General features: G+C 68.9%; 23 protein-coding genes. 16 read left to right on the top strand and 7 right to left on the bottom strand.

What is annotated here, in order from left to right; translation table 11 throughout:
- Positions 1 to 28: 28 nt before the first annotated feature.
- The 3 genes from B842_RS09645 to B842_RS09635 form a co-directional block, all read right to left on the bottom strand.
- Positions 29 to 2,575: a vWA domain-containing protein gene (locus tag B842_RS09645; RefSeq protein WP_052437870.1), complete on the bottom strand. Its 2,547-nt coding sequence runs from the start codon at positions 2,573 to 2,575 to the stop codon at positions 29 to 31.
- Positions 2,576 to 2,580: 5 nt separating this feature from the next.
- Complete coding sequence (locus tag B842_RS09640; RefSeq protein WP_040086380.1) at positions 2,581 to 3,099, bottom strand: hypothetical protein; 519 nt, start codon at positions 3,097 to 3,099, stop codon at positions 2,581 to 2,583.
- Positions 3,100 to 3,205: 106 nt separating this feature from the next.
- Positions 3,206 to 3,556 (bottom strand): TM2 domain-containing protein, encoded by a 351-nt coding sequence (locus tag B842_RS09635; RefSeq protein ID WP_052437869.1) that lies wholly within the window; start codon positions 3,554 to 3,556, stop codon positions 3,206 to 3,208.
- A 142-nt stretch (positions 3,557 to 3,698) separates the two neighbouring features.
- Between B842_RS09635 and hrcA the strand changes: the two genes are divergently transcribed.
- From hrcA to B842_RS09580, 11 genes are read left to right on the top strand one after another with little or no spacing between them, the layout of a single operon-like run.
- Entirely contained in the window at positions 3,699 to 4,706 is a 1,008-nt protein-coding gene (gene hrcA / locus B842_RS09630; RefSeq protein WP_040086379.1) for a heat-inducible transcriptional repressor HrcA, read from the top strand.
- A gap of 44 nt (positions 4,707 to 4,750) precedes the next feature.
- Positions 4,751 to 5,890, top strand: coding sequence for a molecular chaperone DnaJ (gene dnaJ, locus B842_RS09625; RefSeq protein WP_040086378.1), 1,140 nt, complete (start codon positions 4,751 to 4,753; stop codon positions 5,888 to 5,890).
- Positions 5,887 to 6,609, top strand: coding sequence for a 16S rRNA (uracil(1498)-N(3))-methyltransferase (locus tag B842_RS09620; RefSeq protein ID WP_040086376.1), 723 nt, complete (start codon positions 5,887 to 5,889; stop codon positions 6,607 to 6,609). Before dnaJ ends, B842_RS09620 begins: the two co-directional genes overlap by 4 nt.
- Before the next feature lie 43 nt (positions 6,610 to 6,652).
- Positions 6,653 to 7,621, top strand: coding sequence for a PhoH family protein (locus B842_RS09615; protein ID WP_040086375.1), 969 nt, complete (start codon positions 6,653 to 6,655; stop codon positions 7,619 to 7,621).
- Entirely contained in the window at positions 7,618 to 8,232 is a 615-nt protein-coding gene (gene ybeY / locus B842_RS09610; RefSeq protein ID WP_040086373.1) for an rRNA maturation RNase YbeY, read from the top strand. Before B842_RS09615 ends, ybeY begins: the two co-directional genes overlap by 4 nt.
- A gap of 5 nt (positions 8,233 to 8,237) precedes the next feature.
- Positions 8,238 to 9,560, top strand: a complete 1,323-nt coding sequence (locus tag B842_RS09605; protein WP_040087557.1) for a hemolysin family protein — start codon at positions 8,238 to 8,240, stop codon at positions 9,558 to 9,560.
- 36 nt (positions 9,561 to 9,596) lie between these two features.
- Entirely contained in the window at positions 9,597 to 10,448 is an 852-nt protein-coding gene (pdxY, locus tag B842_RS09600; RefSeq protein WP_040087555.1) for a pyridoxal kinase PdxY, read from the top strand.
- 37 nt (positions 10,449 to 10,485) lie between these two features.
- On the top strand, positions 10,486 to 11,397 hold the full coding sequence (gene era / locus B842_RS09595; RefSeq protein WP_040087554.1) for a GTPase Era: 912 nt from the start codon (positions 10,486 to 10,488) through the stop codon (positions 11,395 to 11,397).
- Positions 11,398 to 12,132, top strand: coding sequence for a DNA repair protein RecO (recO, locus tag B842_RS09590; RefSeq protein WP_040086372.1), 735 nt, complete (start codon positions 11,398 to 11,400; stop codon positions 12,130 to 12,132). It begins immediately after the preceding gene.
- Between the two features lie 10 nt (positions 12,133 to 12,142).
- Positions 12,143 to 12,883: an isoprenyl transferase gene (locus tag B842_RS09585; RefSeq protein WP_040086371.1), complete on the top strand. Its 741-nt coding sequence runs from the start codon at positions 12,143 to 12,145 to the stop codon at positions 12,881 to 12,883.
- Between the two features lie 19 nt (positions 12,884 to 12,902).
- A complete protein-coding gene (locus B842_RS09580) occupies positions 12,903 to 14,024 on the top strand; it encodes a VIT1/CCC1 transporter family protein (RefSeq protein WP_245631360.1) in 1,122 nt (373 codons plus the stop codon).
- Here the strand turns inward: B842_RS09580 and B842_RS09575 are convergent.
- Both B842_RS09575 and B842_RS13705 read right to left on the bottom strand, forming a co-directional pair.
- On the bottom strand, positions 14,021 to 14,449 hold the full coding sequence (locus B842_RS09575) for a Fur family transcriptional regulator (RefSeq protein ID WP_040086370.1): 429 nt from the start codon (positions 14,447 to 14,449) through the stop codon (positions 14,021 to 14,023). The genes B842_RS09580 and B842_RS09575 overlap by 4 nt on opposite strands.
- Before the next feature lie 97 nt (positions 14,450 to 14,546).
- Positions 14,547 to 15,065 (bottom strand): ArsR/SmtB family transcription factor, encoded by a 519-nt coding sequence (locus tag B842_RS13705; protein WP_156119495.1) that lies wholly within the window; start codon positions 15,063 to 15,065, stop codon positions 14,547 to 14,549.
- A gap of 342 nt (positions 15,066 to 15,407) precedes the next feature.
- Between B842_RS13705 and B842_RS09565 the strand changes: the two genes are divergently transcribed.
- From B842_RS09565 to B842_RS09555, 3 genes are read left to right on the top strand one after another with little or no spacing between them, the layout of a single operon-like run.
- Entirely contained in the window at positions 15,408 to 16,787 is a 1,380-nt protein-coding gene (locus B842_RS09565; protein WP_040086368.1) for a glycine--tRNA ligase, read from the top strand.
- A gap of 2 nt (positions 16,788 to 16,789) precedes the next feature.
- Complete coding sequence (locus B842_RS09560) at positions 16,790 to 17,296, top strand: hypothetical protein (protein ID WP_040086367.1); 507 nt, start codon at positions 16,790 to 16,792, stop codon at positions 17,294 to 17,296.
- A gap of 4 nt (positions 17,297 to 17,300) precedes the next feature.
- Positions 17,301 to 17,762 (top strand): hypothetical protein, encoded by a 462-nt coding sequence (locus B842_RS09555; protein WP_040086366.1) that lies wholly within the window; start codon positions 17,301 to 17,303, stop codon positions 17,760 to 17,762.
- 18 nt (positions 17,763 to 17,780) lie between these two features.
- Here B842_RS09555 and B842_RS09550 read toward each other — a convergent pair whose 3' ends face one another.
- Positions 17,781 to 18,800 carry an Abi family protein gene (locus B842_RS09550; protein WP_040086364.1) on the bottom strand — a complete coding sequence of 340 codons (1,020 nt, stop codon included), beginning with the start codon at positions 18,798 to 18,800 and terminating at the stop codon, positions 17,781 to 17,783.
- Positions 18,801 to 19,080: 280 nt separating this feature from the next.
- On the bottom strand, positions 19,081 to 21,123 hold the full coding sequence (locus B842_RS09545; RefSeq protein WP_040086363.1) for a TPM domain-containing protein: 2,043 nt from the start codon (positions 21,121 to 21,123) through the stop codon (positions 19,081 to 19,083).
- 24 nt (positions 21,124 to 21,147) lie between these two features.
- On the opposite strand from B842_RS09545, the gene B842_RS09540 reads away from it, so the two are divergent.
- Entirely contained in the window at positions 21,148 to 21,768 is a 621-nt protein-coding gene (locus B842_RS09540; protein WP_245631361.1) for a YdcF family protein, read from the top strand.
- Positions 21,769 to 21,776: 8 nt separating this feature from the next.
- On the top strand, positions 21,777 to 23,042 hold the full coding sequence (locus B842_RS09535) for a deoxyguanosinetriphosphate triphosphohydrolase (RefSeq protein WP_040086361.1): 1,266 nt from the start codon (positions 21,777 to 21,779) through the stop codon (positions 23,040 to 23,042).
- The last annotated feature ends 38 nt before the right edge of the window (positions 23,043 to 23,080 follow it).

Raw genomic sequence — 23,080 nt, 5'->3', positions numbered from 1 at the left:
TGGATCCTCTTCTCGTTGTTCGTGTGTGTTAGGGGGTGTGGCCGGTGGGTGGGCCCCAGCCGGGGGCCTGACCGGTGTCCGGTCCCCAGCCGGTGTCGCGGGTGGGGGAGGGGGCGCCCCACCCCTCACCGGTCGGGGTGGTGGGGGAGGTCGGGGTGTCCGGTGCCGGGGGCTCCTCGTCGGTGAGGTCGAGCGCCCGCCGTAGACGGTCGGGTCCCTCGGCGGCGATCTCGGAGACCAGGGCGTCGAGCTTGTCGCGGGTGATGAACTCGTCGACGAGCAGGATGATGTGCCCGTGGTCCGCTGCGCCGGGGGTCGCCTCCGCGTACCAGTGGTTGTGCACCGCGAGCGGCAGGGTGGTGTCCCCCCGGTCGGTGACCGCGGCGCCGGGGAGGCTGACGCGGGCGGGGCCGAAGGGGTTCCAGCCGAGCGCGACCTGCAGGGGGCGGCCCGCCGCAGTGAGGGAGCGGCCGTTGTGGACGAGTCGGGGGGTGGAGTTGATGATCTCGTCGTAGGTGACCCGGAAGTCGCCGCCGGTGTCGGTGCGCAGGAGGCGGCCGTTCTCCGTCTGCACCGGGACGGCCAGGGCGTGCAGGCCGGGGTTCCGCGGGATGGTGCCGGTCAAGTACTTGAGCAGGTAGAGCAGGCCCAGCGGGATGAGCAGGGCCAGCAGCAGCGCCAGGCCGAGGGCGAGGCCGAAGACCGGGGCGCTGACCGGGGCGCGCATGGAGCCGTTGAGGGGCACGGAGACGGCCTCGTCGGCGTCGCCCTCCGCGGAGATCAGGTGGAGGATGGGGAGGAGGGACACGGGGCCGTCGGCAAGCGCGGGCGTGGAGACGGTGACCTCCAGCTCCCCGGACTCGCCCTCCGCGAGCTGCAGGGCCGTCGCGGCGGAGTTGTGCGGGGAGCTCAGCTGCAGGCTGTCGACGCCGGCGGGCAGCAGGGAGTCGCCGCCGGCGAGTTCGCCCTCCTCGATCCACACCGCACCCGGCCCGGAGACCGGGATGGTGAAGGTGGTGTCGCGTTCCTCGAGGTCGACGTTGATCTCTCCCGGGATGCGCGGCATGTTCACCGGGGTGACGGTGATGCCGTGGGTCACCTGGATCGGGGTGAGGGGGGTGCCGGGGGCGTCGTCGACGCCCTGGGTGGTGATGTCGGCGCGCAGCGTCAGCTCCCCGGTGAGGGGACGGTCGACGGCGTCGAGCGGCACGACGGCCGTGCCCCCGGCGATGGACTGCGGGGCACCGAGGACGGTCTCGGTGCCGTCGGGGGCGGTGAGCACGGCGGTGAGGTCGGCGGTGCCCGCCAGGACGGCCTGTTCCCCGCTGGCGCGCAGGAGGCTGACGTGCAGATGATCGGTGCTGGCCAGGCCGGTGTGGCCGCCCTCGGCGAGTTCCGCGACCCGCAGGTGCAGGCCGGGGGAGATCTGGACGGAGGCGGCGTAGTCGCCGGGGGCGTCGCCGTCGACGCGGTAACCCAGCTGCCACCGGCCCGCCCAGGTGCCGCCGTCGTTGAGGGTCATCGTGCCGTCGAACATGCCGGGCAGGCTGTCGACGCCGGTGACGGTGACGGTGGTGTCCCCGAGCTGGTGCTCACCCGGGACGAGGTCGAGGGTCTGCCCGTCCGGGGCGGTGAGGACGGGGGTGATGGTGGCGGCGTCGAAACGCGAGGTCGGCTGCGCGGAGATGCGGACCGGGGCGACGGTGTCGTCCAGCACAAAGGGGAAGGGCTCGTGGATGCCCTGCGTGGCGCCCGCCGAACCCGGTGCCGGGATGATGTTGCGGAACGCGGAGAACAGGGCGGCGGCGTCTGTGCCGGCGTTGAAGAAGGCGCCGTTCGCGGTGGTGCCAGGGACGCAGCTGTCCTCCTCGGAGATGTTGCGCAGCAGCTCCTCGGGGGTGTCGGAGTCGGTGGGGATCAGGCCGACGGAGAAGAGCCGGATGTCGGCGCGGCGCAGCATGCCGACGGGGCTGCCCTCCGCGCACACGGCGGCGCGGGCGGCGGCGTCCGCCTCGGGCGGGCCCTCCACGGTGAGCATGCCGTCGGTGAAGAACAGGGTGGCCTTGCAGGCGCCGGCGTCGGAGTGGCGGGCGAACTCCTGGAGCATGCCGTCGAAGGCTGCCCCGTAGGTGGTGTACCCGTCGTTGGCGCGGTCCCGGAAACCGTCGATCTGGGACGACAGCTTCTCGACGCCCCCCTGCACCGACGTCCACCCGCCGTACACGGCCGGGTCGGAGCGGTAGTGCTGGCCGAAGCCGGCGAGTTTGACGTTGATGTCGGCGTCGAGGTCCTCGGCCAGGGTCTGGAACTGCCGGACGAGGTCCCGGGTGGCCTCCACGCGGACGTGCTCCGGGTCGGTGGGCGCGGTCGCCCCCTGCCCGGAGAGGGAACCGGACTCGTCGAGGACGAAGAGGATGTCGGCCCTCTTGGTGGTCGCCAGGCAGGAGCCGAAGTCGTCGAGACTGTCCTGCGCACGCGGTGACAGGTCCTGGGCGGTGCCCGGGGCGGCGAGGCCGACGGCGAGGGCCGTGGTGGCGGTGGCCGCCAGCAGACGGAGAGCGGGTGTGGTCTTCATTCCTTCTAACCTCCGTAGGCCTTGCCGAACCACAGTGCGATCTCCACTGCGTTGATGAGGACACCGACCGCCCCGACACCCAGCGCCGCCCGGTACAGGAGGGTCTGGGTGGGATTGGAGACGTAGAGGCCCGCCGCCTGGCGCTTCGTGTCCGCCTGGATGTGCAGCCCCAGGAGGATGAAGGTGACGATGCCGGCGGTGAACCAGCCCAGACCGGAGAGCGTCAGCCAGAGCGGCTCCGTGGCGGTGGACCCCAGCCAGGCGGCCAGCCCGAGGACGATGCTCAGCACCGCGGTGACCGCCGCCGCGCTGACGAAGTGCCAGGGGCCGGTGGTTGCGGTGGTGGGTCCGGGAGGGAGAGCCACCGGGAGGTCGGTGTCCGGGGCGGCACCCCACCCCTGGGAACCCGGGGAGGGGGAGGGGGCGGGCGCTGCGAACGGGCTCTGCTCTCCGGAACGGGACCCGGGGGTGGGGGCGGGATCAGGCGAGGGCTGTCCGCCGTGAGGGGCGAAGGGGTTGGACATCGGGGCTCCGGAGGGTCAGGGTCGTGCGCAGTTCTACCCACCAAGTAGAGCAGATGTGTCGGCTCCACGCTGTTCTTCGGGGGCGGGCGGCTGGCGGGGGGAAGGTTCAGCGGAGGGGTCGTCCGTGGCCGTCGAGGAGGAATTTCCCGGACCGGAGGACCAGTCGGGCGAGGTCGGCGAGGACCCAGCCGATGAGGACGAGCACGCCCAGGGTGCCCAGGGTCGTGCCCTCGAAGAGGAGGGTGGCGCCCCACAGCAGGAGCTGGGCCACGCCGTTCCGGCGGTACCCGAGGTAGAGGTTGTGCGCACCGAGGACGCCGAGGAAGATGCCCAGGATCACGGCGACCATCCGCGACCGGGAGGACCGCTCCGGGGTCTCCGTGGGGACGACCGCGGCCGGGATCGACGGCGGGTCGAACGGGTTGGCCAGCAGGGGTTCGTCGTGGCGGTGGGACATGGGGCCTCTGGTTCTCTGCGGGAATGCGGACGGGTTGTTCGGACAAATGTAATTCCCGGGATCGCCGGAGGCCAGTCGCCGGCATTCCCGATACGGGGTGTTTAGGCATATAATGCTGGCAATCAAGGGAGGTGAGTGCCAGATGACGAGTGCGACGGACAGGCGTCGGCAGGAGGTGCTGCGTGCCATCGTGGCCGACTACATCGCCTCCCAGGAGCCCGTGGGGTCGAAGGCCCTGCTGGAGCGGCACCAGCTCCAGGTGTCGAGTGCGACGATCCGCAACGACATGGCGGTGCTCGAGTCCGAGGGCTTCATCGTGCAGCAGCACGCCAGCTCGGGGCGCATCCCCACGGAGAAGGGCTACCGCCAGTTCGTGGACCACATCCACGACCTCAAGCCGCTGTCCGCGGCCGAGCGGCGGGCGATCCTCACCTTCCTCGAGGACGGCGTCGACCTGGAGGACGTCCTGCGCCGTTCCGTCACCCTGCTGGCGCAGCTCACCCGCCAGGCCGCCGTGATCCAGCTGCCCAACCTCAAGGTCTCCCGCGTGAAGCACGTCGAGGTGGTGGCGCTCGGCCCGACGCGCCTGCTGCTGGTGCTCATCACCGACACCGGGCGGGTCGATCAGCGCAACGTCGAACTCGAGGAGGCCATCGACGCGGAGGGTGTCATCCTCCTGCGTGACCTGCTCAACGGGGCGCTCGTGGACCGGACCCTCACGGAGGGCTCGACGAGCCTGGAGGAGCTGGCGGAGAACCCGCCGGCCCGGATCAGTCACGCCCTGACGCGGTCGGCGACGCGCCTCATCGAGACCCTGGTGGAGCAGCCCGCCGACCGGCTCATCCTGGCCGGCGCCTCCAACCTCACCCTCGGTCTGCCGGGTGTGATCGAGGCGCTGGAGGAGCAGGTGACGGTGCTCAAGCTGCTCACCAACGTGCCGGACCTGGGCAACGTCAGCGTGCTCATCGGTGAGGAGAACGAGGACGAGGACCTGCACGACGCCTCGATCGTCGCGACGGCCTACGGCTCCGACGGGCACGCCCTCGGCGGGCTCGGGGTGGTGGGTCCGACGTTCATGGACTACCCGGGAACAATCTCGAAGGTGTCGGCCGTTGCACGGTATGTCAGCCGTGTGCTCGCCGGCGAGTAGAATTCATTCGGTTATCCAACAGTCAAGAAGGAATCAGTCTCATCGTGGCTCGTGATTATTACGGAATTCTGGGTGTCGAGAAGTCGGCGACCGACGCGGAGATCAAGAAGGCCTACCGCCGGCTCGCCCGCAAGTACCACCCGGACGTGAACCCCTCGGAGGAGGCGGCGGAGAAGTTCCGTGAGGCGTCGGTGGCGCATGAGGTGCTCACCGACCCCGAGAAGCGGCGGATCGTCGACATGGGCGGCGACCCGATGGAGCAGGGCAACGGCGGCATGCCGGGCGGCTTCGGCGGGGGTGGCGGCTTCGGTGACATCTTCGAGGCCTTCTTCGGTGGCGGCGCGGGCGGGGCCCGTGGTCCGCGGTCCCGTGTCCAGCCGGGTAATGACGCCCTGCTGCGGGCCTCGATCACCCTCGAGGAGGCTTTCGCGGGTGTGAAGAAGGACATCACCGTCGACACCGCCGTGGTGTGCGACCACTGCGCGGGCTCCGGTTCGGAGTCCCGGTCGAAGCCCGTCACCTGTGGCCAGTGCCACGGTCAGGGTGAGGTGCAGGAGATGCAGCGTTCCTTCCTGGGCAACATCATGACCTCGCGTCCCTGCCCGGCGTGTGACGGCTACGGCGAGATCATCCAGGACCCCTGCACCCGCTGCTCCGGTGGTGGTCGCGTGAAGAAGCGCCGTGACCTGGTGGTCAACGTCCCGGCCGGCATCAGCAACGGCATGCGCATCCGCATGGCGGGGCAGGGCGAGGTCGGCCACGGTGGTGGCCCGGCCGGTGACCTCTACGTGGAGGTCTCCACCCGTCCGCACCCGGTGTTCCACCGGGAGGGGGACAACCTGCACGTCACCGTCCGCGTCCCGGCCGTCGACGCCGCCCTGGGGGCGCAGGTCACCCTCGAGGACCTCAAGGGCGAGGACCTCATCATCGACATCCCGGCCGGCACCCAGCCCTCCGATCAGATCCACCTCGTCGGCGAGGGCATGCCGCACCTGCGCACCGAGGGGCGCGGCGACCTCTACGCCCACGTCCAGGTGTTCATCCCCACCGAGCTCGACGACCGCACCCGCGAGCTCCTCGAGCAGATCCGCGCGCACCGCAACGAGTCCTCCCGCGTCAACCGCGAGGGCGAGGATGACGGCGGCTTCTTCTCCCGGCTGAAGAGCAAGTTCCGTAACCGATGAGTCTGCCCGTCTTCGTCCACCCCGGCCCCTTCGAGGGGACGGTCACTCTGGCCGGCCCGGAGGGGCGGCACGCGGTCACCGTCAAGAGGATCCAGCCCGGCGAGCAGATCATGCTCGTCGACGGCCGCGGGACCCACGCCACCGTCACCGTCACCGCCACCCGTGGCAGGGAGGAGCTGACGGGGGAGGTGGAGGAGGTGGGCGTCGACACGCAGCCGCGTCCGGCGGTGACCGTCGTGCAGGCCCTGCCCAAGGCGGACCGCTCCGAGCTGGCCGTCGACCTGGCGACGCAGGCCGGGGCCGATGAGATCGTGCCGTGGCAGGCGGAGCGCTGCGTCGCTAAGTGGGTCGGACCGAAGGCCGCCAAGGGTGTGGCCAAGTGGGAGGCGGCGGCGCTGGCGGCGGCGAAGCAGTCGCGCCGGACCCGCATCCCGACGGTCCGGGAGCCGGTGACCACGGCGCAGCTGGCCGAGCTCATCGCCGGGCGTCCCGCGCTGGTCCTCCACGAGGAGTCGGCGACCCCGCTGCGGGAGATCGACCTCGACGTCGACGAGCTCGTGCTCATCGTCGGACCCGAGGGCGGCATCGGCCCGGAGGAGCTGGCGAAGCTCACCGACGCGGGGGCGCGGGCCGTGAAACTGGGCCCCGAGGTACTGCGCACGGCGAGTGCGTCGATGGTGGCCCTGTCGGCCATCGGAGTGCTCACGGGCCGCTGGTAGAGTTCCCCTAAACGTTTCGAGAAGAAAGCAGGCGCCGTACTCCGTGGCAGCAGAGGTCATCACGAGGAAGGTCGAGCTCGATTCGGCGTACGCCCAGTCGGTGCTCGGCGTCAACGACGGGAACCTGCGGGTCCTCGACAACCAGATCAACGCGGACTTCCACGCCCGCGGACACCTCGTCACCGTCACCGGACCGGACCATGAGGTCGCCCGCGCGGTGAAGGTGCTCGAGGAGCTGGAGTCGATCGCCCGCCGCGGGCACGTCATCTCCCCGGACTCGGTGAAGCACGCGGTGTCGATCGTCACCGTCGAGGCCCCGCAGTCCGTCGCCGAGGTCCTGGCCAGCGACATCGTCTCCCGCCGCGGCAAGACCGTCCGCCCCAAGACCCTGGGGCAGAAGGAGTACGTTGACGCGATCGACGAGCACACCATCGTCTTCGGCGTCGGCCCCGCCGGCTCCGGCAAGACCTACCTGGCGGTGGCGAAGGCCGTGCAGGCGCTGCAGTCGAAGCAGGTCACCCGCATCATCCTCACCCGCCCCGCCGTCGAGGCCGGGGAGAAGCTCGGCTTCCTGCCGGGCACCCTGAGCGACAAGATCGACCCCTACCTGCGTCCGCTCTACGACGCGCTGCGTGACATGCTCGACCCGGAGATGATCCCCAAGCTCATGGAGGCCGGTGTCATCGAGGTCGCCCCGCTGGCGTACATGCGTGGCCGCACCCTCAACGACGCCTTCGTCATCCTCGACGAGGCCCAGAACACGACGCCCGCGCAGATGAAGATGTTCCTCACCCGCCTGGGCTTCGGGTCCAAGATGATCGTCACCGGGGACATCACACAGGTGGACCTGCCGACCGGCCAGAAGTCGGGCCTGCGTCTGGTCCGCCACATCCTCCGCGGGGTGGAGGGCATCCACTTCGCGGAGCTGTCGAGCAGGGACGTCGTCCGTCACTCACTCGTCGGCCGCATCGTCGACGCCTACGACACCTACGAGGAGAAAGTGCAGTCATGAGCATCGAGGTCTTCAACGAATCCGGGTACGCGGGCGTCAACGAGGAGATGCTCATCGACGTCGCCTCCTTCGCCCTCGGCGAGATGGACATCCACCCCGATGCGGAGGCGTCCATCCACATCGTCGACCTGAAGACGATCACGGACCTCCACGTGCGCTGGCTCGACCTGGACGGCCCCACCGACGTGATGACCTTCCCGATGGACGAGCTCACCCCGGGTTCCGGCACCGCCCTCGGGGGCCGACCCGACTCGAAGCACCCCGGCCCGGCGCTGCTCGGTGACATCGTGCTGTGCCCGGAGTTCGCCGCGAAGCAGGCGACCGCCGCGGGGCACGGCCTCGACCACGAGCTGGCGCTGCTCACCGTGCACGGCTGCCTGCACCTGCTGGGCTACGACCACGCCACCCCGGCCGAGGAGCAGGAGATGTTCGCCCTGCAGAATGAGCTGCTCGCCGACTGGTACGACGACGTGGCCCGCCGCGGCGTCGAGTACCAGCCGAAGCCGAGCGGCGCGCAGGCCTTCCCCTCCGCCGCGGACCGGGAGGCCCTCGACGACATCGTCCCCGGGGGCGGCATCCCGGCCATCGGCGAACCCGCCGGTGACGCCTGATGGAGATGGAGGTCATCTGGTTCGGCGGGGTGACGCTGCTGGCGTTGGCTCTGTCGGGCCTGGTCGGCACCGTCGAGTCCGCCGTCAGCTCCATCTCCCGCGCCCGCGTCGAGGGCATGGTGAAGGACGAGGTCGCCGGCGCGCGTTCGCTGCTCAAGGTCGTGGAGCACCGCGCGGACAACATCAACCTGCTCATCCTGCTCAAGACGCTTCTCGACGCCACCGCGGCCGTCTTCGCCGCCGCCCTGGCGAGGGAGCTCATCGCCTCGGACGCGTGGGCCATCACGATCGCCATCGTGGCGGTCGCCCTGTTCACGTACGCCGTGGTCGGTGTCTTCGGCCGGACGATGGGCCGCAAGAACCCGTACTCGGTCTCCCTGCGTTCGGCGATGGTGCTGCAGGGCACGGCCTTCGTCCTCGGCCCGGTGTCGCGGGTGCTCATCTGGGTGGGCAACCTCATCGCCCCGGGCAGTGGTTTCCGGGACGGCCCCTACGCCACGGAGGTGGAGCTCCGGGAGATGGTGGACATCGCCCAGGAGCACGGCATCGTGGAGATCGAGGAGCGCCGCATGATCCAGTCGGTGTTCGACCTCGCGTCGACCACCGCCCGGCAGGTCATGGTGCCGCGCACCGAGATGATCTGGATCGAGGAGGGCAAGCACGCCGGCCAGGCCACCACGCTGTGTGTGCGTTCCGGTCATTCGCGCGTGCCGGTCGTGGGTGAGAACATCGACGACATCCTGGGCATCGTCTACATCAAGGACCTGGTGCGCCACACGTACCACCTCACCGACGGCGGGGCGTCCGTGGCGGTGACCGAGGTCATGCGTCCGCCGACCTTCGTGCCCGACTCGAAGAACCTCGACGAGCTGCTCCACGAGATGCAGCGCGACAAGATCCACATGGCCATGCTCGTGGACGAGTACGGCGGCATCGCCGGTCTGATCACCATGGAGGACATCCTCGAGGAGATCGTCGGTGAGATCGCCGACGAGTACGACGTCGCCGAGGTCGCGCCGATCGAGAAGATCGGTCCGCGCACCTACCGGGCGGTCTCGCGCCTGTCGCTGGAGGACCTCGTCGACGAGATCCACGACGACCACGACATCGACGTCGAGTTCACCGAGGAGATCGAGGACCAGGTCGAGTCGGTCGCCGGTCTCATCGGCTACGAGCTGGGGCGCGTGCCCCTGCCGGGGGCGACGGTGGAGTCCTGCGGGCTGCGCCTCACCGCCGAGGGCGGGCGGGACCGCCGCGGCCGTATGCGTGTGCGGTCGGTCGTGGTGGAGGTGCTGGAGCGTCCCACCGAGGGCGACGACGCCAGCTGATTGTTTTTCCCCTCCTGGGGGAGCACAATGACGGGCGTGAACATCCTCTCGATCCAGTCCTCCGTGGCGTACGGCCACGTCGGCAACTCCGCGGCCGTCTTCCCGCTCCAGCGTCTGGGGCACGAGGTGTGGCCGGTGTACACCGTCAACTTCTCCAACCACACCGGTTACGGCGCGTGGCGGGGTCCGATGATCCCGGCCTCCGAGGTCGCGGAGATCATCACGGGCATCGAGGAGCGCGGTGTGCTCGGCGAGGTCGACGCGGTGCTCTCCGGCTACCAGGGTGGCGCGGAGATCGCGGACGTCATCATCGACGCCGTGGCGAAGGTCAAGGCGGCGAACCCGCAGGCCGTGTACGCCTGCGACCCGGTGATGGGCAACGCCCGCTCCGGCTGCCACGTCTCCGACCTCATCCCGCCGCTGCTGCGTGACCGGGTCGTCCCGGTCGCGGACATCATCACCCCGAACCAGTTCGAGCTGGGCTACCTCACGGGCCGGGAGGCCACCTGCCTGGAGTCCACCCTCGAGGCGGTGGACGTCGCCCGCGGGATGGGCCCGTCGACGGTGCTGGTCACCTCGGTGGAGCGTCCGGACCGTCCGGCCGACACCATCGAGATGCTGGTGGTCAATGACCAGGGTGCCTGGATCGTCCGCACCCCGTACCTGCCCTTCAAGCGCAACGGCTCCGGTGACGTCACCGCCGCGCTGTTCACCGGCCACTACGTCTCCACCGGCGACGCCGCCGACGCGCTGGCGAAGACGGCCTCCTCCGTCTTCGACCTCGTCGAGAACACCTACCGTGCTGATTCCCGCGAGCTGCTGCTCATCGAGTCCCAGGACGCCTACGCGCACCCGCGGATGCAGTTCGAGGTCACGCAGGTCAGGTAATCTGGACACCACCATTCCCCAGGACCGAGGAGTCCCCATCAGCTCATTCACCGACACCCCGGAAGGTTTCCGTTCCGGTTTCGTCAGCTTCGTCGGCCGGCCCAACACCGGCAAGTCCACCCTCACCAACGCACTGGTGGGGGAGAAGATCGCCATCACCGCCAACCAGCCGGAGACCACGCGTCACCCGATCCGCGGTCTCGTCCACCGGGAGGACGCGCAGATCGTGGTCGTGGACACCCCGGGTCTGCACAAGCCGCGGACGCTGCTGGGTGAGCGGCTCAACGAGATGGTCAAGGACACCTACGCGGACGTCGACCTCATCGGTTTCACGGTCCCGGCGGACGAGAAGATCGGCCCCGGCGACCGCTGGATCCTGGAGAACCTGCGCAAGGTGGTGCCGGACACCCCGATCGTCGGCATCGTGACCAAGCTGGACAAGGCCTCGAAGGACCAGGTCGGGGCGCAGCTGCTCGCGCTGCACGAGCTGCTCGGCGGCGAGTCCGAGGTGGTGCCGGTCTCCGCGCAGGACGGCACCCAGGTGGACGTGCTTCTCGACGTCATCACGTCCCTCCTCCCCGAGGGCCCGAAGTTCTACCCGGACGACCACGTCACCGACGAGGAGACGGAGAAGCGCATCTCCGAGCTCATCCGGGAGGCGGCGCTGAGCGGCCTCAAGGACGAGCTGCCGCACTCGGTGGCGGTCGAGGTGGACGAGATCTACGACGACGAGGGCAGGACCACCATCCACGCCATCATCTACCTGGAGCGGGAGGGCCAGAAGGCCATCATCCAGGGGCGTGACGGGCGTCGTCTCGGCCGGATCATCCACAACTCGCGCCTGGAGATCAACCGGCTGCTGGGCCGGAACGTGTACCTGGACCTGCGCCTGAAGGTGCTGAAGAACTGGCAGTCCGACCCGAAGTCCCTGGGCCGACTGGGGTTCTAGGTGCGTGCCCAGCCGTACCGGGACCGCGCCCTGGTGGTGCGGACCCATGACTTCGGCGAGGCCGACCGCATCATCGTGCTGCTGACCCGGAGTCACGGGGTGAAGCGCGGCGTCGCTAAGGGGGTGCGGCGCGCGAAGTCGCGTTTCGGGTCGCGGCTGCAGCACTTCGTGGACATCGACGTGCAGCTCTACCCGGGCCGCAACCTGGAGTCCATCACGGGGGCGGACACGGTGGCGTTCTACGGCAGCGGGATCATCGACAACTACGAGCGCTACACCGCGGCCTGCGCGGCGCTCGAGACGGCGGAGCGGCTCGCCCACGAGGGGGACCCGTGGCTCTTCGACCACCTCACCGAGACCCTCGCCCGCATGCAGACCACCGCGCATCCGACGGTGGTGCTCGACGCCTTCCTGCTGCAGGGGATGACGCACGCCGGCTGGGCCCCGAGCCTCTTCGACTGCGCCCAGTGCGGGGCCCCGGGCCCGCACCACGCCTTCCACCCGGCGGTGGGTGGGGCGGCGTGCGTGCAGTGCCGTCCGCCCGGTTCGGCGGAGGTGCCGGAGGAGTCGCTGCACCTGATGTGGCTGCTCAACAACGCGCACTGGCCGGCAGCGCTGGGGATCGTCGCGCAAGCCCCGCACCTCGGCGCCGTCGCACACCGTCTGACCAGGGCACATCTGCAGTGGCACCTGGAACAGAAGGTCACGAGCCTGGGCGTGATGGACCAGACGTAGACTTGTCTGCGTGACTCTTCCAACTCCACCGGACATCCCCGCCCAGTTCATCCCCGACCACATCGCACTGGTCATGGACGGCAACGGGCGGTGGGCCCAGCAGCAGGGGCTCAAGCGCACCGAGGGACACAAGCGCGGGGAGGCCGTCCTCATGGACGTCGTCGACGCCTGCCTCGCCCTCGGCGTGCCGTACCTGTCGGCCTACGCCTTCTCGACGGAGAACTGGCGCCGCTCGGCGGACGAGGTGCGTTTCCTCATGGGCTTCAACCGGGATGTGCTGCGTCGGCAGCGGGACACCCTCCACGAGAAGGGGGTGCGCGTGCGCTGGGTCGGCCGCCGCCCGCGTCTGTGGCGCAGCGTCATCCGCGAGTTCGAGGTCGCGGAGGAGCTGACGAAGGACAACACCCGCATGACCCTGGCGATGTGCGTCAACTACGGCGGTCGCGCCGAGCTTGTCGACGCCGCCCGGGAGATCGCCCGCCGCGCCGCCGCCGGTGAGCTGCGCCCGGAGCAGATCACGGAGAAGACGTTCCCCGATTTCCTCGACGAGCCCGACATGCCCGACGTGGACCTGTTCCTGCGTCCCTCGGGTGAGAAGCGGACCTCCAACTTCCTCATCTGGCAGTCCGCCTACGCCGAGATGGTCTACCAGGACAAGCTGTTCCCGGACTTCACCCCGCAGGATCTGTACGATGCTGTGGTTGAGTACGCTTCGCGTGACCGTCGATTCGGCGGAGTCAAGCAGCAGTAGAGGAAAGAGACGATACCCCGTGGTGTACAAGGTTCCTCCCACCACCGAACCCACTCCGGCGCAGATCAGCAAGTGGCGTCGCTACCTGGCCAACGAGCGCGCCGAGGCCGCCCTCTACCGTGAGCTCGCCCGCAAGAAGACCGGCGAGGAGCGGGAGATCCTCATGGCGCTCGCGGAGTCCGAGTCCCGCCACGAGCAGTTCTGGCGGGAGAAGCTCGGCGAGTACGTCGGCTTCCCCCGGAACCCGGACCTGACCACCCGCTTCATGGGGTTCATGGCCCGGCACTTCGGTTCCGTGTTCACCCTGGCGCTCATGCAGACCGCGGAGTCCCGCAGCCCCTACATCAAGGACGAGGACGCCTCTCCGCAGATCGCCGCGGACGAGCGCATCCACGCCGAGGTGGTGCGCGGCCTCGCCGCCCGGGGCCGGGAACAGATGTCCGGTGGTTTCCGGGCCGCGGTCTTCGGCGCCAACGACGGTCTGGTGTCCAACCTGGCGCTCGTCGTCGGCATCATGGGTTCGGGTGTGTCAGCGAACATGATCCTGCTGACGGGCATCTCCGGCCTGCTGGCCGGCGCCCTGTCCATGGCCGCGGGTGAGTACGTGTCCGTCAGCTCGCAGAAGGAGCTGCTCGAGGCGTCCACCCCGCACCCGAAGGCGCACACGCTGCTGCCCTCCCTGGACGTCAACGCCAACGAGCTGGCACTGGTCTACCGGGCGCGGGGCATGGGGGAGAAGGAGGCCGTCGCGAAGGCGAAGTCCGAGTTCTCCCGCGTGGCGCTGGAGCAGGCCATCGGGCTCGACCGGGATGACAGCCCGGACGCCCGCCACGACGTGGAACCGGTCAACCCCGGTGAGGTGGTCGGTTCGCCGTGGACGGCCGCCGGCTCGAGTTTCCTGTTCTTCGCGGGCGGCGCGTTCATCCCGATCGTCCCGTACATCTTCGGGGCGTCCCCGGTGCTGGGGGCGATCATCGCCGTCGTGCTCGTGTCCGGTGCGCTCATGTTCACCGGTGGCGTCGTCGGCGTGCTCTCCGGGAAACCGCCGTTCTCCCGGGCCATGCGTCAGCTGGCGATCGGGCTGGGTGCCGCGGGCATCACCTATCTGCTGGGCGTGGCGTTCGGCACCGTCGTCGGCTAGTTCTTCGACGTGGTGCGGCAGGCGGGGCAGCGGCCGTAGACCTCGGCGTCGTGGCCGGTGAGCTCGAAGTCGTGCTCCTTGGCGACGGCCTGCGCCCACGTCTCGACCGTGTCGCCCCCGATCTCCTCGGTGCGTCCGCAGCCGGTGCACACCAGGTGGTGGTGATGGTGCGGGGAGACGCACTGCCGGTAGAGGGTCTCGCCGGTGGCCATGTGGAGGACGTCGACCGCCTCGATCTCCGCGAGGGACTGCAGGGTGCGGTAGACGGTGGTCAGTCCGACCTGCTGATCCCGGTTCTCCAGTTCACGGTGGATCTCCTTGGCCGACGCGAACGTGTCGATCTCGGAGAGGACGTTGATCACTGCGGTGCGCTGGCGCGTGTTGCGGGCGCCCAGCTTCGGCACGCCGGAAGGCAAGGGAGACATGTACGGGTTCTTCCTGGGAAAAGGGATCGAGTACAAAGCCCATTATGTACGCTGCGCCCGATTCAGGCAGCGTTAGTGGCCCCCGGCGGCTGCGGGGTCAGGAGAAGGAGGCCGGCACGGGCGGGGTGGGGGAGGGGTCCGGGATGGTCTCCAGGCCAGGGGCTGCGGCGGCGGCGGCCGGGGCGTGGGCGACCTGGCCGACCACGTCCTCCTCGGTTCCGGAGCCGCGGGCCTCATCGGTGTGGCCGATCTGGACCACGGCGGCCAGCGGGGACCGCTCATCGGTGCGACCGTTCGTGGTGGTCTGGGCCGCCTGCATCTCACGGGCGTGGAGGCCCAGGGTCACCGCGGCGCCGATGAGGTCGGCGGCCTGCGGGAGGACGAGGCGGTAGATGACCTCGCGGCCACGGCGCTCGGAGTCGACGATGCCGGAGCGCTTGAGCACGCGGAGGTGCTGGGAGATGAGGGGCTGGGACTTCTGGAGACCGTCGACAAGCTCGTGGACGAAGTGCTCGCGGATGGACAGCCGCCAGATGATCTGCACACGCAGGCGAGAGTCGAGTGCACCGATGATGACTTCGGCGGCATCAAGATCAGTGTCCGAATAGGTGTTCATCCCAACCCAGTTCTTTCCGAAACGGGTCCGAACGGGCAGCAGTGGTTCCGTTCTAGACCATAGATAATATCAGTAATGTTCTACTCTACCGGCATAAGTACTCAGACGTGCTGGTTTCTGGATTGTACCCGTACCGTATATCACTCTAGACATTTGCCGTAGCATGTTAAAGTTTCATCCGCGAAATGCCCCTGTATGGGCTTGATTGGGTGGGGTTTCCGCGGACACCACCGGCGTCGCCCTGTGACACCGACAACCCCGAATGACCCAGAAAACGCGGTGGGGCTACACTCGTTGTGAATCATCAACGACTTATCCCCTACCAGAGGAGTCTGAAGCCCCATGGCGTCCGTCATCGATACCGTAATCAACCTGTGCAAGCGTCGCGGATTCGTGTACCAGGCAGGCGAGATCTACGGCGGTTCCCGTTCCGCATGGGACTACGGTCCGCTCGGTGTCGAGCTCAAGGAGAACATCAAGCGCCAGTGGTGGCGTCACATGGTGACCTCCCGTCCTGATGTCGTCGGTGTCGACACGTCCATCATCCAGCCCCGCCAGGTCTGGGTGACCTCCGGTCACGTCGAGGTCTTCACGGACCCGCTGGTGGAGTCCCTCCACACCAACAAGCGCTACCGCGCCGACCACCTGCTCGAGGCCTACGAGGAGAAGCACGGCCACCCGCCGGCGAACGGCCTCGCGGACATCAACGACCCGGAGACCGGCCAGCCGGGCAACTGGACCGAGCCGCGCCCCTTCTCCGGCCTACTCAAGACCTTCCTGGGCCCGGTCGACGATGAGGAGGGCCTGCACTACATCCGCCCGGAGACCGCGCAGGGCATCTTCGTCAACTTCAAGAACGTCATGACCTCCGCGCGCATGAAGCCGCCGTTCGGCATCGCCAACATCGGCAAGTCCTTCCGCAACGAGATCACCCCGGGCAACTTCATCTTCCGTACCCGTGAGTTCGAGCAGATGGAGCTGGAGTTCTTCGTCAAGCCGGGCACCGACGAGGAGTGGCACCAGAAGTGGATCGACGACCGCATGCAGTGGTACGTCGACCTCGGCATCAACCGTGACAACCTGCGCTTCTACGAGCACCCGCAGGAGGCGCTGTCCCACTACTCCAAGCGCACCGTCGACATCGAGTACGCCTACGAGTTCCAGGGCACCAAGTGGGGCGAGCTCGAGGGCATCGCCAACCGCACGGACTACGACCTCAAGGTCCACTCCGAGGCCACCGGCGAGGACCTGTCCTACTTCGACCAGGAGTCCGGCGAGCGCTGGTACCCCTACGTCATCGAGCCGGCCGCCGGCCTGGGTCGCGCCTTCATGGCCTTCCTGGTCGACGCCTACACCGAGGACGAGGCACCGAACTCCAAGGGCGGCGTCGACACCCGCGTCGTGCTCAAGCTCGACCGTCGTCTGGCCCCGGTGAAGGTGGCCGTGCTGCCGCTGTCCAAGAAGCCGGAGCTGGCTGAGCCGGCCGAGAAGATCGCCGCGCAGCTGCGCCAGCTGTGGAACATCGAGTACGACACCTCCGGTGCGATCGGCCGCCGTTACCGTCGTCAGGACGAGATCGGCACCCCGTTCTGCGTCACCGTCGACTTCGACACCCTCGAGGACAACGCCGTGACCGTCCGTGAGCGTGACTCCATGGAGCAGGAGCGCGTCAAGATCGAGGACCTGCAGGACTACCTGGCCACCCGCCTCGTCGGTTGCTAGTCATGCACTACACCAGCTGGGACCGCAGCGACGTCGATCGCCCCGTCCTCCTCGCGGAGGGCGGCCCGGAGGTGCTCGCACGTTTCGACGCGACCTCCGCCGACGTCGCCGGTGAGCGGTGGACGCTGGACTTCCGTCCGGAGACCGGTGCCACGGCCACGCTTCTCGACGCCCCCGTGGTCACCGCTGCGGCGAACTTCAAGAAGGACAAGTCGATCCCGGTGTCCGTCGGGTCCCGCAGTTTCGTCCTCGTCAACGAGTCGGCCAACAACTGGATCATCGACGACGAGAACGGAAACAAGGTCGGCCAGTTCTCCGGCGGCAACAACGGCGTGCGCAAGGCCATCCTCGAGTTCGAGGGGGAGACTGATCTGCCCGCCGACGTCGTCGTCGGCCTCAGCTGGCTGACCCGGCTGGTCCTGGAGACCCGCCTGTCCCGTTCGACGATGGCGGTCATCGCCACGCTGGCGCTCATGTCCGTCGTCGCGATCCTGGCGTTCCTCATCTAGGCGCATGGAGATCGAGGAACGTCCCGCCGGGCCGTGGTTCTGGGAGGGCAACGAGCTTCTCGACGCCAACCGGAACCTCGTCGCCGCCGTCCGCTCCGACGTGATCTTCTTCGGTTCGGAACGCCTCCTCGTCGAGTCCGAGCCCGGTCCCATCCAGTTCCGGGCCCGGGCGACGACCGGCGACGGCCGGGTGTTCACCCTCGCCCAGAACGGTTTCACCGTGGGCACCCTCTACGCCGACTGCGTCGGTCGGCTCTACGAGCTGCGCCGCACCAGCATCTGGCGGAAGGAACGCACCATCATCGACTCCTCCGGCGGCATGGTCGCCCGCGTCCGGCCGCTGATCTCCGGCCGGGTGGAACTGCACGCTGGCCCCACCTACGACGATCTGCCGCCCATCGACGCGGTGTTCCTGTCCTGGGGCTGCGTGCTGGTGGACTCCCCGGTGCGCCGCCCGCGGGTGTAGTAGGCAGGAACAGAGCCATTAGTTCCAGAGTGGATCGTTCTTCCAGCCTGCGGGAAATCCCATGTTCTCCTCAGGGGAGAGAGGAACTGCAGAGTGTCGGGGAAAGGTGGAGGAGACGTCACGGAACTCCTTCCACCACTCCGATCCAGCAGGATGGCTCCTCAGCAGATAGGAAAGCACCGCGGAGTGGGAGTAGATCCTCTTTGAGGGACGTCTTGACTCAGGAAGCGTGCTGTTCACTCTGAGGTGGCTTGCTGTCTCGGTGAGTAGCGTGTTGGTGCAGGAGCGAGGCGGGATTGCTATCTCGTTTTTCAGTGGCTTGTTGAAGAGTCTCACCGCGTGTGCCACGTCATTGCGGAGAGTGCCGATCGCCCTCACCCACTTGACGAACTGTGCCGGGTGTGAGGCACCGAAGGTGTTGGCCACCGAGCGCTTGTCCTCTGCTTTGAGGTAGTCGAGCAGGAAAATCAGGGAACCGAAAGTCAGGTACTCCACCACCGCCCACACGGAAAGATCACGCCCGTACATCTGACGGTGGTGGATGACGAAGTCGTCGTTTCTCCTGTGGGCAAGGGCGGTGGCCTCGTTGACCTGTTGCAGGAAAATCTCGTGGCTCGTCTTGCTGCTGTTGCGCGGTCTCTTGAGGCAGTGTTTCTCGTCGAGGTGCTCAACGTAGAGATGACCGAGTTCGGAGCGGCGGGCGATCACATGCGCGACGGCAGTGCGCAGGCGAATCTCGAAATCCTCGATTCCCGACGCCAGAACGCAGCGTAGTCGGACATCGAATTCCGCGAGGTCGATCACGTCGCCGAGTGAAGTCCCCGGCACGTGTTCCTTGCTTCGGAAACGTCGGCTGGACGGGTCCTGCTGCTCGGGAGGGAGCTGAACCCGGTAGAGGTACCGGTAGCCGGATAAACGGTGGTAACCGTACTTCTGCAGTTGCACCTTCGCCTGTTCGCGATCCGGAATACTCAACCCTGTGGCAACCAGTCCCGCCACCAGCGCATCGTGATCCAGGTACGGCTTCACATTCACCATGACCGGAGGATAGCCCGAAAAGAAAACCGGCCCCTTGTCAACTAGTTGACAGAGGGGGCCGGTGGCTTATGCCCTCACTCTACAGGCTCGGCGGTGAGCGGCTGAACTCCGCCACACCTTCGGGGGATGCCCAGCTGACAGCTTCTTATCCAATCCCCGCTTCCGGGGTCGTCGCCACCCGGGGAGCGTGCAGCCCGGGTGGTGCCGACCAGCGGCCTCGGCCACATGGTCGTCTCCCTCGTGGAAGGCGAACACCTCCTCGGCAGGCAGAGGACCCCGCCTAGAAGGAACCGCCGCGGGAGCCGCCGAAGCCGCCACCGCCGCCGAAGCCACCGCCCCCGCCGAAACCTCCACCGAAGCCGCCACCGCGGCCGCCACCGCGGCCGCCGCCGGAGAGGATCTCGTTGATGACCATGCCGGTGACGATGCCGCCCATACCGCCGCCCCCGCCGCGGCCGCGGTAGTTGGCCTGCTGGCGGCGCTGGTAGTCGTTGTAGTCCGACTGGGCGCGCTTGAGGGCCCGTTTGGCCACGGTCGCCGCCTGGCGTGCGTAGTCGATCGCCTGGCGGGTCTCGGAGGTGCGCAACTGGAGAGACTGTGCGTGGAGGCGCTTGGCGTCGGCGAGCAGGGTGCGGGCCTCGGCCTTGACGACGCGGCCGCGGGAGGCGATGAAGTCCTCGGCGGACTGGATCGCGGAGCCCGCGGAGTGGAGCTGCTGGTCGAGGATCTGCAGCTGGCGGGTCTGGTCGGCGGTGGTCTCGCGGACGCGGTCGAGCTGCTCGTCGAGTTCGCCGTCGACGTCGGTGAGGGCGGTGTAGGCGCCGAGCGGGTCCGTCGTGGACTGTTCGCGGGCCTGCTGGACGACGGTGATGGCGCGGCCGACGACGGCGTCGAGCTTCTCCCAGTCCGCGCGGGCGCCTTCGGAGATGCCGCGGCGCTTGAGGTCGCCGGCCTCGCGGATCTCGTCCTCCACCTCGGTGAGCAGGTCGTTGAGGCCGGCCTGGGCGGTGGCGATGTTGTCGTCGGCACGCTCGATGCCGCCGAGCATGCGGTCGGCGACCTCGATGGCGTGCTCGGAGTCGCGGATGGCGTCGACGAGGCCGGACTGTTCGCCGGCGGGGCGGGCCTCGAGGTCACGGGCGACGGCGAGGGACTTCTCGGCCTCGTCGAGGGAGGCGGAGGCCAGGTCGACGTTGTCGGCGATCGACTCGAGCACGTCGGCGGAGTAGCGGCTGCGGAGGTCGGCGAGCTGCTCCCCGGCGCGGGGCAGGCGCGTGCGCAGGTCGACGGTGCGCTGGGTGAGCTCGTCGATCTTGCGGTCGGCCGTGGCGAGCAGGTTGCGCATGTCGGCGAAGGCGGTGGCCTCGGCGTCGAGGGCGTTGTCGGCCTGGCCGCAGGAGGAGATGATGGAGACCAGCATGGAGCGGCGTTCGGCCTCGGTCTCCGGGATGGAGTCGTTGAGGCGCTGCTGCAGGGCGAAGGCCTTCTGCAGGGTGGTGGTCGAGTGGTTCATCGCCCTGGTGAAGGAACGGGTGCGCTCGGGGCCGAACTCGGCGATCGCCAGGTCCAGTTCCTCGCGGCCGCGGCGGATCGACTCGTCGGTGGAGACGAGCTCCTCGTGGGCGAGCTGCTCGAGGGTCTCCATGGGCAGGGACGCCAGGCGGCGGGTGTCGGAGGGCTCGATGGCGCGGGAGTCCTCGAGGACGGCCGCGGAGGTCTGCTTCCGCTTGCGGCGGGAGTAGGCGTAGATGCCGCCACCGGCCGCGACGGCGGCTGCGGCGCCGCCGCCGAGCCAGGCCAGGGACTCGCCGGACATCTCACCGGAGGTGGCGGCGGCGTTCACGGCCGCGTCGGCGGCGCCGTACCAGTCGGAGTTCACCAGGTGGGGGTACGCGGCGTCCGCCATCCGGTCGATCTCGGACTGTGGCCACTCGTTGCCGCCGAGGATGCGGTACTGGCGCTGCTCGGTGGCGATCGCCACGACCGCCGTGTTGCCGCCGCCGTTGAGGGTGACGGACTGCTTCACCCACTCCTCGTTGTCCATGTCGCCGAAGCTGGGCAGGAGGACCACGAAGATCGACTTGTGGGCGTCGATCTTGTACTGCTGGATCCGGTCGGTGAGGTCGGCGCTCTGGCCGGCGTCGAGGACCCCGGAGTAGTCGGTCACCGGGGAGGTGAGGTGCTCGGGGGCGACGGCGGTGGCCGCGGCCTGGGCGAGTACCTGCGGGCCGGCCAGCGCGGTCGTCAACGGGGCGGCGCCGACCAGAGCGGCGGCACCGAGGGCGGCGACCAGGGTCAGCGGGCGGGGCAGCATGCGTTTCATGCCGCCCAGACTACCGTTTGTGGAGTGATCCGTATCCTGCTCCACGCCTACCGACGCCGCCGTCGTCCGTCCCCCGCCGACTCCCTCGTCATCCTGGGGACGGCCCAGTACGACGGCACGCCGTCACGCCAGTTCGCCGCCCGCCTGGATCATGCGGTGGGGTTGTGGGAGGCGGGCGTCGCGAAGCATGTGTACCCCCTCGGCGGGAAACTCCCCGGGGATCGCTTCACCGAGGCGGAGGTGGGGAAGCGCTACCTCGTCGAGCGTGGCGTGCCCGCGGAGGCGGTGACGCCGGTGCCGGAGGGCAATGACACGCAGGGCTCCTACGCCGCGCTGGTGGCCGGGCACGAGGTGGGGCGGGTGATCATCGTGACCGACCCGAACCATGCGCTGCGGGCGGAGATCCTCGCGCGGCAGGCCGGGATGGACGCCGTCGCCTCGCCGACGCAGACGAGTCCCTCGCATTTCCCGTCGGCGGCGTGGTGGCGGACGCTGGCGCATGAGGTGGGTGGGATGGTCGTCGTCGATGTGTCCCGCGTCCTGGGGGAGGGGCCGGCGGATAGGCTGGAGGGACTACTGCGCAGGCTGGAGGCCGGTCTGCGTCCCTCGCGTCGGGCGCGTCACGACGCGCTGACCGACAGGTGAAAGGACCGATGTACGACTACTCGTCCGCCGACACGGAACGTCGGTACGCAGAAGCCCCGAAGGGCAGCGAGTTCGAGGACTCGCAGGCCGACCACCGCGGAGACTTCGGCCGTGACCGGGCCCGCGTGCTCCACTCCGCCGCGTTGCGACGCCTGGCGGACAAGACGCAGGTCGTCGGACCCCGGGACGGCGACACCCCACGCACCCGCCTGACCCACTCGCTCGAGGTCGCGCAGATCTCCCGGGGCATCGGCTCCGGGCTGGGCCTGGACCCGGACCTCTGCGAGATGGCCGGCCTCACCCACGACATCGGCCACCCGCCCTACGGACACAACGGTGAGGTCGCGCTCAACGAGGTCGCCGCCGACTGCGGCGGTTTCGAGGGCAACGCGCAGACGCTGCGCATCCTCACGCGACTGGAGCCCAAGATCGTGTCGGAGGAGGGGGAGAGCCACGGCCTGAACCTCACCCGCGCGGCCCTCGACGCGGCCTGCAAGTACCCGCGCACCCGCACCAACCCGGACGGCACCGTCAACCGCAAGTACGGCTGCTACGACGAGGACGCCGAGGTGCTGGCCTGGCTGCGTGAGGGCCACGACGACGAGCGGCCCTCGATGGAGGCGCAGACGATGGACTGGGCCGACGACATCGCCTACTCGGTCCACGACGTCGAGGACGGCATCGTCTCCGGCCGCATCAACCTGCACGTGCTGTGGGACCTGGTCGAACTCGCGGCGCTGGCGGAGAAGGGGGCACGCGCCTTCGGCGGTACCCCGGAATCGCTTGTCGACGCCGCCGATTCCCTCCGACAGCTGCCCGTGGTCAACCGCGCCGCCGACTTCGACCACTCACTCGCCGGCTACGCGGACCTCAAGCGGATGACCTCCGAGCTGGTCGGCCGGTACGTGGGGGCGACCGTCGGGGCCACGGTGGGGCAGGAGCGGCTGGGGCGGCAGCACGGGCAGCTCATCATCCCGCCGCAGGCGCAGGCCGAGGTGACGCTGCTCAAGACGATCGCCGTCCTCTACGTCATGGACCTGCCCACGCACCTGGCGCGTCAGGACCGGCAGCGCGAACGGATCTACCGGGTCTTCGACTACCTCACCGCGGGCGCGCCGGGTTCCCTCGACCCGATGTTCCGGCAGTGGTGGGAGGCCGCCCCGGATGAGGCCGCCCGGCAGCGGGTGGTGGTCGACCAGATCGCGTCGATGACGGAGTCCCGGCTGGAGCGGCTGGCGAAGCAGTCGGCGGGGTTGGTGGCGTTCCTGGGATAAGCCACATGTGCACACGTGTGCACGTGTTGTATGGTTGG

Source organism: Corynebacterium humireducens NBRC 106098 = DSM 45392 (assembly GCF_000819445.1).
Taxonomy (GTDB): Bacteria; Actinomycetota; Actinomycetes; order Mycobacteriales; family Mycobacteriaceae; genus Corynebacterium; species Corynebacterium humireducens.
Note: the sequence above shows the minus strand (reverse complement) of the source record. Positions and strands in the feature narration are given on the sequence as shown.